The following is a 7,500-nucleotide window of genomic DNA, read 5'->3' as shown; positions in this document are numbered from 1 at the left end:
CCTTTCCGCTCGACTTGCATGTGTTAAGCACGCCGCCAGCGTTCGTCCTGAGCCAGGATCAAACTCTCCATTAAGGTCCAACGACCCCCGGGAAACCCGGAAGCCAAACCCATGGTGTTCAAAACCCGGCAAGAACAAGGTCTGGCGAGACCTTGTCGTTTGCCTCAAAGAAATCCTCTGACGAGGATGACCAGGAACAAGTCCTGGCCTTTTATTTGGCACTGACTTTTAGCACGCTGTTGAGTTCTCAAGAAACGGACTCGCTCTTTCGCTCTGGCCTTTCGACCTTCGCTCCGGGGCGATGTCTTTAACTTATCAGGTCTTTCTTCCCTGTCAAACCCGGCTTTTCGGCCGAATTCCCCTTGGAGTGGGACCCTGCAGTTCGTTCTGCGCCTTTCGGCGTTTCCCTCGCTGCGATGTCTCTAATTTAGCAGGCCCTTCTGGAGTGTCAAATCAGCGGGATTCCCCGCTTCATTTCCCTCTCCCGGCCCATTCCCACGCACAGCGGTAATGCCGAACTTCGAGGAGTCCGCGCTTTCCTGCTGGAGTGGGGTCCCACCGGGGCCGGCCGCCCTACGGCGTCCTGCATCCCCTCAACGGGGCCGACCTGAACCAGGGTAGCCCCGCGGACGAGAGTCCGCACGGGGTTTTCCGTAGTTCGGCTCACCGAGCTTACGTACGCCCAGGGGTGAGGTCAAACCACAGGCCCCGGAGGTGGCGGACGCCACAACGCGTCCAGTAGCTTCTACCGTCCCGTCGACGTTCCAGGAGGCACAGTGGCGACGCCGACCATCGCGGGTGCCCTCAACGAGCACAACGCCAGCCGGTTCGTGGTCGCCGGGGCGCTGGCGCCCGCGCTCCACGACATCCGGGCCTCCCGCCTGCGGGCGCGGCCGGGCCTGGTGGAGGTGCACGCGGATCCGGTGCGGTTCCGCGCGGCCGCCGATCCCCGCGCCCGCGGCCTTCATCTGAGTTGCGGCGCCGCCCTCTTCAATCTGCGGTTGTCCTCGGTGCAGGTGGGCTACGAGCCCGTCGTGCGGCTGCTTCCCGATCGCGGCCATCCGACGCTGCTGGCGTCGGTGCGGCTGGCGGGGCCCCGGCGTTCCCGGCCGGAGGAGCGGCTCCTGTACGCGACGAGCCTGCGGCCTCTTCCCGGCAGGCAGCCCTACGGAGACCAGCGTCCGCCGCTTCCGGTGCTGCAGGAGCTCGTGGAGGCGGCGCGGCTGGAGGGCGCGATCCTGCACCTGCCGCCGCCCGGCGGAGGCCCGCAGACGGCGGTGCTCGCCACTGCGGGGGACGGTCCGGCCGCGTGGCTGCGCGCCGGCCAGGCGCTGCAGAGCCTGCTGCTGCACGGGGCGGTCCGCGCGGTCTCGGTGTCCTTCCTCTACGACGTGCGGCGGGTGCCGCGCGCGCTGGAGGGCCTCAACCCGGGCGAGGTCCCGCAGATCGCGGTGGAGCTGGCGCGCACCGGCCTGTGACGCCCGGCGACTGCGGCGTTCAGCGTTCGGGGAGGTAGACGGCCACCCGCACCTGGGCGGTGGCGTCGATCCTCGGCCCCAGTGCCGCGACGCGCTCGCGCAGCTCCTCTTCGGGCACGTGGTGGGCGCTGGGCGTCATCCCGACGAGGGTCGCCGCCTCCTCGGCGGTGAGCCGCAGGGGCATGGTCACCAGGTCGGCGGATTCCAGGCGGAAGGTGCCCGCGAACGTCTCGGCGAGCCGCTCCGCCTTGCGTCCGTCGACGGACAGCATTCCCAGCGGGCGTACGAGCTCGGCGAGGTGGGCCTCGGTGGGCGTCGCCACCAGCAGGCGCCCGCCGGGGCGCAGGACGCGGCGGAACTCCGGGGCGTTGCGGGGGGCGAAGACGTCGTAGACGGTGTCGACCGCCGCGTCGCGCACCGGGAGGCCGCGCCAGAGGTCGGCCACGACCGCGCCGATCCGGGGGTGGGCGCGGGCCGCGCGGCGCATGGCGTACTTCGACAGGTCCAGGGCCAGTCCCCGGTCGGCCGCGCCGCCGCCGAGGGCCGCGGCGAGGTGGTGGCCGGTGCCCGCGCCGGCGTCCAGCACGGTGCCGAAGGCCAGGCCCGCCAGCGCGGCCGCCAGCGGCGCGTAGTGGCCTGCGTCGAGGAAGGCCGCGCGGGCGGCGACCATCGCCGCGGTGTCGGCGGTGCCGGTGGCGGCGGCGCCCGCCTGCAGGGCGGCGTACCCCTGGCGGGCGACGTCGAAGGAGTGTCCGGCCGGGCAGCGCAGCGCGCGCTCCTGGAGGGTGAGATCGCCCCGGCACAGGGGGCAGGCCAGGAGGTCCGCGACGTCGCTCAGCACCCGTCCAGGGTAGGGCGTGCTCAGTCCTGGCCGAGCTTGCTCCTGATGTCGTCCATGTCCAGCGCGCGCACCTGTTCGATGATGCTCTCCAGCCCCTGCTCGGGCAGGGCGCCCGGCTCGGCGTAGACGATGACGCCGTCGCGGACCGCCATGATCGTGGGGATGGAGCGCACGTCGAAGCGGGCGGACAGGCCCGGCTGGTCCTCGGTGTCGACCTTGGCGAAGGTGACGTCGGGGTGGCGCTCGGAGACCTTCTCGTACACCGGTCCGAAGCGCATGCACGGGCCGCACCAGGAGGCCCAGAAGTCGATCAGCACGATGCCTTCGCCCTGTGCCACCTCGTCGAAGGTGTCCTCGGTCAGCTGGACCGTCGCCATGCCTGGGTTCTCCCGTTCTACCGCGTATTGGAAGCCTGTGAAGTGGGCACCCCGTAGAGCAAACGGAGCGGCTACGGCTATTCCCCGGCGGAACCGGGAATCACAGAGCCGTAATTAACGTTGGCAGTGTAGGGAACCCTCGACCGGAGAAGGGGCAGGATGGCTGCAACTCGTGGCGCGATCGCGGACCACCCCGACAAGGACCTCGTCGGCGCCTACCTCGACAGGATCGGGCGCAGGCCGCTCCTCGACGCCGTCGAGGAGGTCGAACTGGCCAAGGCGATCGAGGCCGGCCTGTACGCCCGGCGGCTGCTGGAGACCGGCGGGCTGCCCGACGGCGTGGCGCCGGAGGAGCTGCGGGAGATCGCCGAGCAGGGCCTGGACGCCAGGCAGCGGTTCGTCGAGGCCAACCTGCGGCTGGTGGTGTCGATCGCGCGGAAGTACCCCACCGAGTCGCTGCCGCTGATCGACCTGATCCAGGAGGGCAACCTCGGCCTGATGCGGGCGGTGGAGAAGTTCGACTACCGGCGCGGCTACAAGTTCTCCACCTACGCCACCTGGTGGATCAGGCAGGCGATCGGCCGCGGCCTCAGCCACACCGCGCGGGCCATCCGGCTGCCGGTGCACGTGGAGGAGGAGCTGTCGCGGCTGCGCCGCGCCGAGCGCACGCTCGGCCGGGAGCTGGGCCGCGACCCGCTGCGCGAGGAGCTGGCGGCCCTGCTGGACACCACGCCCGAACACGTGGACGAACTGCTGGGCTGGCGGCGCGACCCGGCCAGCCTCGACGCCAGCGTGGACGACGAGGGCGAGACCCCGATGGGCACCCTGCTGCAGGACCCGGAGGCGATCTCGCCGGAGACCGAGGTGGTCGCCGCCGACGACCTGGTGGGCCTGGCCCGCATGCTGGAGCGGCTGCCGTCCCGGGAGCAGGCGATCCTGCGCGCCCGGTTCGGCATGGAGAGCGGCGAGCCGCAGTCCTACGCCCAGATCGGCGCCCGCTACGGCCTCTCGCACAACCGGGTCCGCCAGATCACCGACCGCTCGCTGCGGCGGCTGCGCCAGCTGGTGCTGGAGTCCGACGCCGAGAGCGGGATCACAGTGCAGGCCGCCCCGGTCCGCGCCCGCAAGACCGCCGCCCGCAACGACCCCGCCACCCCCGCCGCCGCATGATCGACACCTGTCCCCCGGGTGAGACGGCCCTGTCGGCCGAGGTCAGACCTCGGTCACCGGGGAAAGATCTCCGCGGGTGGACGGTGCCGTCATCCCGTCCCCTGTTCTACTCTGATATGTCGTGAGCACCCAGAGCAGCACCTCGTTCGATCTCGACGCCTGGCGCGGGCTGACCGCCCTGCAGCAGCCGGAGTGGGCCGATCCCGCCGAGCTCGAGACCGTCACCACGGAACTGGCCCAGCAGCCGCCGCTGGTCTTCGCCGGCGAGTGCGACCAGCTGAAGGACCGGCTGGCCGCGGTCGCCCGCGGCGAGGCCATCGTGCTGCAGGGCGGCGACTGCGCCGAGACCTTCGAGGGGTCGAACGCCGACGCCGTCCGCAACAAGATCAAGACCCTGCTGCAGATGGCCGTGGTGCTGACCTACGCGGGCAGCGTCCCGGTGGTCAAGATCGGCCGGATGGCCGGCCAGTTCGCCAAGCCGCGCTCCAAGCCGACCGAGACCCGCGACGGGGTGACGCTCCCGGCCTACCGCGGCGACATGGTCAACCGCCTCGAGTTCACGCCCGAGGCCCGGCGCAACGACCCGCAGCGCCTGCTGCGCGCCTACTACTCGGCGGCCACCACGCTGAACCTCACCCGCGCCTTCACCAAGGGCGGGTACGCCGACCTGCGCCAGGTGCACGCCTGGAACCAGGACTTCGTGGCGGGCAGCCCGGCGGGCCAGCGCTACGAGCTGCTCGCGGGCGAGATCGACCGGGCGCTGACGTTCATGCGCGCCTGCGGGGCCGACCCCGAGGAGTTCGCCGAGGTCGACTTCTACTCCAGCCACGAGGCGCTGATCCTGGACTACGAGCGCGCGCTGACCCGGATCGACGCCCGCACCGGCCTGCCCTACGACGTCTCGGCGCACTTCCTGTGGATCGGCGAGCGCACCCGGCAGCTCGACGGGGCGCACGTGGAGTTCCTGCGCCGCATCCGCAACCCGATCGGCGTCAAGCTCGGCCCGACGACCACGGCGGACGACGCGCTGGCGCTGGTGGACAGGCTCAACCCCGAGGGCGAGCCGGGCCGGCTCACCTTCATCACCCGGATGGGCGCGGGCAAGGTGCGCGACGCGCTGCCGCCGCTGGTGGAGAAGGTCAACGGCTCGGGCGCGCCGGTGGTGTGGCTGTGCGACCCGATGCACGGCAACACCTTCGAGGCCGAGTCCGGGCACAAGACCCGCCGCCTGGACGACGTGGTCGACGAGGTCGCCGGCTTCTTCGAGGTGCACCGCGCGCTGGGCACCCACCCGGGCGGCGTGCACCTGGAGTTCACCGGCGACGACGTGACCGAGTGCATCGGCGGCGGCCACGAGATCGCCGAGAGCGACCTGCACGAGCGCTACGAGACCGCCTGCGACCCGCGTCTGAACCGCCAGCAGTCCCTGGACCTGGCGTTCCTCGTCGCGGAGATGTACCGGCGCTGACACCGGGCACCGGGGCACCGGGGGACGACGAGGAGAGGGGCACACCCGTAGGCGTGCCCCTCTCGCCGTCTCACGGAGCGTCCGGCAGGCCGGACGAGCCCCTCGGGGCCCGAAGCCCGGGCGAGAGCCTGCGGGGCACTGAAGACCGGCCCCCTTCGGGGGCTGGGCGTCCGGGGTGTCGGGCGGATCAGCCGGCGATGGCGGCGCGGGGGGCGACGTCGATCTCGGCCCAGACCAGCTTGCCGCCGTCCGGAGCGGGTTCTGCGCCCCAGGAGCGGGCGTAGCAGTCGACCAGGAACATGCCGCGGCCGCCGTCGGACAGGGGTTGGAGGTCGCGCAGGACCGGCAGCCGGTGGTCGCGGTCGCGCACCTCGACCCGGACGTGCCCCTCGCCGCGCACCAGCCGCAGCTCGAAGGGGGTGGCGGCGTGGGTGACGGCGTTGGCGACGAGCTCGGCGACGATGGCGGTCACCGGCTCCTCCCCCGCGCTCATGTTCCAGGCCCGCATGGTGCGGGCCACCAGTCTGCGGGACTGCTCCACGGCCTCGGTCAGGGGGGCGGCGCGCAAGGTGGTCTCGTCGTACATCACAGCTCGCGTATCAGGTATTTGTCCAGGCCGGTGGTGCGCAGGACGTTCTCCACCCGACCCTGGGCGCCCGTCACGACCAGGGCGGCGTCGGTCACCCGGGCGTGCTTGTAGGCGCGTACCAGCACGTTCAGCCCCGAGGAGTCGCAGAAGTCCACCGCGGCCAGGTCGACGACGATCTGGCGATCGCCCTCGTCGAGCAGGCCGATCAGGTGGGACTGCAGACTCTCGGAGGAGTGCAGGTCGATGGAGCCGCGAGCGGTCACCAGCGTCCGGTCTTCGTCTCTTCTCGTGTCCAGGGCCAGCCTCACCCGACCAACATAACCCGGGCGTCAATCCAGTGCGCGCAGCACTACCACCGCCATGTCGTCATGGCCGGGAACGGTGGAGAAGTCGCGGACGGCCTGGTCGACCGCGGCGGCCACCGCGCCGGCGCTGAGCCCGGCGCAGGAGGCGAGCAGTTCCTCCAGGCCGTTGCCGTCGCCGAGCAGGACGTCCCCGTCGCGGCGCTCGGTGACGCCGTCGGTGCAGGAGAAGAGCACATCGCCCGGCTCCAGCTTGGTGGTGTCGACGGTGAACTCGATCCCGTCCACCACGCCGAGCAGGGGCTGCGGGGTGGCGCACTCGGTGACCCTGCCGTCGGGCGCGAGGATCAGCGGCGGCGGGTGGCCGGCGCACACCAGGGACAGCTCGCCCTGGTCGGACAGCTCGCCGTGCACGAGCGTGAGCAGGCGGCCGCGGTCGCCCTCGGCCAGGATCAGGCGGTTCAGGCGCTCCACGACGTCGGGCAGCGGCATGCCCTCGGCGCCCAGGATCCGCAGCGCGTGGCGGGCCAGGCCGGTGACCGCGGCCGCCTCGGGGCCGGTGCCGCAGACGTCGCCGATGGCGAACCGCCAGCGGGTGCGTCCGTCCTCACCCGGCGGGCAGGTGAACACATCGTAGAAGTCACCCCCCACCTCGGCGCCCTCGCCGGCGGGGTTGTAGGTCACCGCCAGATCGAAACCGGGGAGCTCGGGAAGTTCAGGGGGCAGGAGGCTGCGCTGGAGCGCTAGGCTTGTGGACTTCTGTTCCGCATAAAGCCTGGCATTGTCGAGCGCCAGCGCCGACCGCCGGACGAGCTCCTCCGCCAGCTCGAAGTAGTCTGGTGGGAACCGTCCGGTCCGGCCGATGGCGATCGCGCCCAGCTCCCTCCCCCGGGCTACCAGGGGAATCGTGCAGGCCAGGTCGTCGCCCCAGGGAACGGGCGGCCCCGACGGTGGCCGCCCCTCCAGCTGCAGGAGGTGTTTCAGGTCATCCGAACAGTCCTCGTCGGTGTGCCAGACATAGACCGGCGGCTGATCCTCGTCAGTGTAGGCCGCGCACCAGGTGGCCAGCCGCGGCACGAACAGCTGCGCCGTCAGCGCCAGGATCTCCTTGGGGTCCAGAGTGCCGGCGAGCAGCTCGCTCGCCTCCGCGACGAAGGTCATCCACCCGCGCCAGGTTCTCTCGCTGAACTCAGCCGAAGAGGGCATTACTCGGTCCTGTCCATTCGCTCGACCAGTGACAGACTCCCCACCGGATGTACTAGGAGCACCCTATGC

8 protein-coding genes and 1 rRNA gene are annotated in these 7,500 nt (G+C 71.3%); 3 read left to right on the top strand and 6 right to left on the bottom strand.

Going from position 1 to position 7,500, the window contains the following annotated elements:
* Positions 1–74: ribosomal RNA gene (locus tag ABD140_RS14350) — 16S ribosomal RNA — on the bottom strand; the annotation flags it as partial.
* Positions 75–776: 702 nt separating this feature from the next.
* On the opposite strand from ABD140_RS14350, the gene ABD140_RS14345 reads away from it, so the two are divergent.
* The gene (locus ABD140_RS14345) at positions 777–1,478 is read left to right on the top strand and encodes a hypothetical protein (RefSeq protein ID WP_344240842.1); all 702 of its coding nucleotides are present in this window, start codon (positions 777–779) and stop codon (positions 1,476–1,478) included.
* Positions 1,479–1,497: 19 nt separating this feature from the next.
* Here the strand turns inward: ABD140_RS14345 and ABD140_RS14340 are convergent, their stop codons facing one another.
* Positions 1,498–2,319, bottom strand: coding sequence for a putative RNA methyltransferase (locus ABD140_RS14340; protein WP_344240840.1), 822 nt, complete (start codon positions 2,317–2,319; stop codon positions 1,498–1,500).
* Between the two features lie 20 nt (positions 2,320–2,339).
* Positions 2,340–2,696 (bottom strand): thioredoxin family protein, encoded by a 357-nt coding sequence (locus ABD140_RS14335; protein WP_344240838.1) that lies wholly within the window; start codon positions 2,694–2,696, stop codon positions 2,340–2,342.
* Between the two features lie 159 nt (positions 2,697–2,855).
* Between ABD140_RS14335 and ABD140_RS14330 the strand changes: the two genes are divergently transcribed.
* Both ABD140_RS14330 and ABD140_RS14325 read left to right on the top strand, forming a co-directional pair.
* Positions 2,856–3,866 carry a sigma-70 family RNA polymerase sigma factor gene (locus ABD140_RS14330; RefSeq protein ID WP_344240836.1) on the top strand — a complete coding sequence of 337 codons (1,011 nt, stop codon included), beginning with the start codon at positions 2,856–2,858 and terminating at the stop codon, positions 3,864–3,866.
* A gap of 121 nt (positions 3,867–3,987) precedes the next feature.
* Positions 3,988–5,334, top strand: a complete 1,347-nt coding sequence (locus tag ABD140_RS14325; protein WP_344240834.1) for a class II 3-deoxy-7-phosphoheptulonate synthase — start codon at positions 3,988–3,990, stop codon at positions 5,332–5,334.
* A gap of 187 nt (positions 5,335–5,521) precedes the next feature.
* Here ABD140_RS14325 and ABD140_RS14320 read toward each other — a convergent pair whose 3' ends face one another.
* From ABD140_RS14320 to ABD140_RS14310, 3 genes are read right to left on the bottom strand one after another with little or no spacing between them, the layout of a single operon-like run.
* Positions 5,522–5,920, bottom strand: coding sequence for an ATP-binding protein (locus ABD140_RS14320; protein ID WP_344240832.1), 399 nt, complete (start codon positions 5,918–5,920; stop codon positions 5,522–5,524).
* Positions 5,920–6,231 (bottom strand): STAS domain-containing protein, encoded by a 312-nt coding sequence (locus ABD140_RS14315; RefSeq protein ID WP_344240830.1) that lies wholly within the window; start codon positions 6,229–6,231, stop codon positions 5,920–5,922. Before ABD140_RS14315 ends, ABD140_RS14320 begins: the two co-directional genes overlap by 1 nt.
* Before the next feature lie 21 nt (positions 6,232–6,252).
* Positions 6,253–7,386 carry a PP2C family protein-serine/threonine phosphatase gene (locus ABD140_RS14310; protein ID WP_344240828.1) on the bottom strand — a complete coding sequence of 378 codons (1,134 nt, stop codon included), beginning with the start codon at positions 7,384–7,386 and terminating at the stop codon, positions 6,253–6,255.
* Positions 7,387–7,500 lie beyond the last annotated feature (114 nt).

The organism is Actinocorallia libanotica (genome assembly GCF_039525175.1).
Lineage (GTDB): Bacteria > Actinomycetota > Actinomycetes > Streptosporangiales > Streptosporangiaceae > Actinocorallia > Actinocorallia libanotica.
This window is presented reverse-complemented; position numbering and strand designations above follow the sequence as displayed.

What these genes read in the sequence shown, in the direction of transcription:
- ABD140_RS14320 (WP_344240832.1), bottom strand. Translation starts at nt 5,920, where the DNA reads ATGTACGACGAGACCACCTTGCGCGCCGCCCCCCTGACCGAGGCCGTG.
- ABD140_RS14330 (WP_344240836.1), top strand. Translation starts at nt 2,856, where the DNA reads ATGGCTGCAACTCGTGGCGCGATCGCGGACCACCCCGACAAGGACCTC.
- ABD140_RS14335 (WP_344240838.1), bottom strand. Translation starts at nt 2,696, where the DNA reads ATGGCGACGGTCCAGCTGACCGAGGACACCTTCGACGAGGTGGCACAG.
- ABD140_RS14310 (WP_344240828.1), bottom strand. Translation starts at nt 7,386, where the DNA reads ATGACCTTCGTCGCGGAGGCGAGCGAGCTGCTCGCCGGCACTCTGGAC.